Origin of the sequence: Pseudomonas sp. (genome assembly GCF_032058845.1) — a bacterium.
GTDB lineage: Bacteria > Pseudomonadota > Gammaproteobacteria > Pseudomonadales > Pseudomonadaceae > Aquipseudomonas.
In genome coordinates this window covers 10,025-11,946 of record NZ_DAMCCR010000114.1, presented here as the reverse complement: position 1 = coordinate 11,946, position 1,922 = coordinate 10,025, and the positions used below count along the sequence as shown (strand labels likewise).

Sequence of the window (1,922 nt, the reverse complement as noted above, 5' to 3'; positions counted from 1 at the left end):
GTTCGCACAGGCTTTCCAGCAGGATCGCCCGGGCTTCCTCACTCACGGCCACTGCCTCGGGCTGTTCGGCCAGGGCCTGCAACCAGGCCCGCTCCAGGCGCACGCGGCGCAGGTGGTCGATCATCAGCCGGCGGGCGATGGTGGCCAGGTAGCCCTTGGGCTCGCGCACCGCGCTCAGGCGGGCCTGGGCGTCGCGGGCCGTCAACACGCGGATGAACACGTCCTGCACCAGGTCGGCGGCCAGCTCGGTACAACCGACCCGCGGCCGTAGCCAGCCCAGCAGCCAGCGCTGGTGGCTCTGATAACAGGCCTCTACCTGCTGGTTGAGAAGGCTCTGGCTCGACGGTGGGCGGCTCGACATGTCGCGGCTCGAAAATGCAACTGGGATTTGTTCTCATTTTAGGAGGTGCTGCGATTAATGTGCAACTGCGGATGTCGGGTGCGGGGGTTTGTGTAAGATGCGGGCTCCCACCTTTGTAAGAGTTTGCGCCATGGATGCCCATTCCCTGCTTGCTTTCACCGCCGTCGCCGCCATTGCCATCGCCAGCCCAGGCCCGGCTACCTTGATGGCGGTCAACAACAGCCTGGCCCACGGGCCACGCAGCGCGGTGTGGTCGTCGTTGGGTAATGGCAGCGGCCTGTTCTGCCTGTCGGCGGCGGCGATGCTGGGTCTGGGGGCGCTGCTCGCCAGCTCGGAAATGCTCTTCAACGGCGTGAAGCTGGCCGGCGCGGCCTATCTCTTCTACCTGGGCGTCAAACAGCTGATGAAAAAGACTCCGCTGCTGGCTGCAGACGATCCAAGCGGTGGCAGTACGTTAAAGCCCGTTCCCGGCAAGCTATACCGCTCGGCGTTTCTCACGGCGCTGACCAACCCTAAGGCGACCCTGTTCTTCACCGCACTGTTTCCACAGTTCATCGACCAGAGCGCGGCGTTGCTGCCGCAGTTCCTGACGCTGACCGGCATTTTCGTCGGCTTGTCGCTGCTGTCGCTCACCCTCTACGCCGCGCTCGCCGCCCGGGCCAAAGGCGTGCTCAGCAGGCCTGAATGGTCGCGCTGGCTGAACCGCCTGGTAGGCACCACATTCATTGGTTTTGGCGCGGCAGTCTTGGCCATGCGCCGTCAGGCGAACTGATTCAGGCCTCGGCAGGCCCGCAGAGGCCTGCCTGATTTCCTACAATCGGTATAGCGTTAGACCTACATGGAATAATCCATAACCTTTGGTTATTGGCAAATGCGCTGATAGAACAGGACACTCACACTTCCTCCGATTTATTGATGCAAGTCAACGTCTTGCATTCAAAGGTGTGTCTTTTGAGTGATTCCCTGAGCGGGCTGCTGGCCGATGCGCTTCTTTCTACCCGACCGCAGGGCGTACAGCGCCAACGCGCACGCGACGGCGTGGTCGACTATTTTGCCTGCCTACTGCCCGTGCACCTCGGCCTGCTCGAGGATGCGGGTCTGTCAGCCGTGCGTAGCGTTTACCCTGCACAGCACAGTGCCGACAATCACGCCCTGCAGCTCGGCTACCTGAGCCACGCGCTGGATTTCGACGACTACCACGCCAGTTTGCGCGGCCACCCCAGCACGGTGGTGCTGTCGACCTTGCTGGCGCTGACTGACAACGCCGCGCCGTCGGGCCATGCGGCGTTTCTGGACGCCTATGTGATCGGCGTCGAGCTCGCTGGCCGCCTGGGCAGGGCCGTCGGCACCCGACATTACGCAGCCGGCCTGCACAGCACCGCGACCTTGGGCGTGATCGCCGCGGCGGGTGCGGCGTGCCGTCTGCTGCAGCTGAACCGCGCGCAGACCCAGATCGCCCTGGGCCTGGCCGCGACCCAGGCTGCCGGTCTGCGTGCGCAATTCGGCAGCGCTGGCAAGGCGCTGCATGCGGGTTTCGCGGCGCGCCAGGCAGTGAATAGCG

General features: G+C 64.2%; 3 protein-coding genes. 2 read left to right on the top strand and 1 reads right to left on the bottom strand.

Annotated elements, in window-relative coordinates; genetic code table 11:
* A partial coding sequence (locus tag RT028_RS17570) for a sigma factor (RefSeq protein ID WP_312936384.1) occupies nucleotides 1-361 on the bottom strand: 361 nt, incomplete at its 3' end.
* A 130-nt stretch (nucleotides 362-491) separates the two neighbouring features.
* On the opposite strand from RT028_RS17570, the gene RT028_RS17565 reads away from it, so the two are divergent.
* Nucleotides 492-1,133 (top strand): LysE family translocator, encoded by a 642-nt coding sequence (locus RT028_RS17565; protein ID WP_312936383.1) that lies wholly within the window; start codon nucleotides 492-494, stop codon nucleotides 1,131-1,133.
* Nucleotides 1,134-1,312: 179 nt separating this feature from the next.
* On the top strand, nucleotides 1,313-1,922 hold a 610-nt coding region (locus RT028_RS17560), incomplete at its 3' end, for an MmgE/PrpD family protein (RefSeq protein ID WP_312936382.1).

Bases quoted from the DNA above. Each gene is read 5' to 3' on its own strand.
- RT028_RS17565 (WP_312936383.1), top strand. From the start codon at position 492: ATGGATGCCCATTCCCTGCTTGCTTTCACCGCCGTCGCCGCCATTGCC.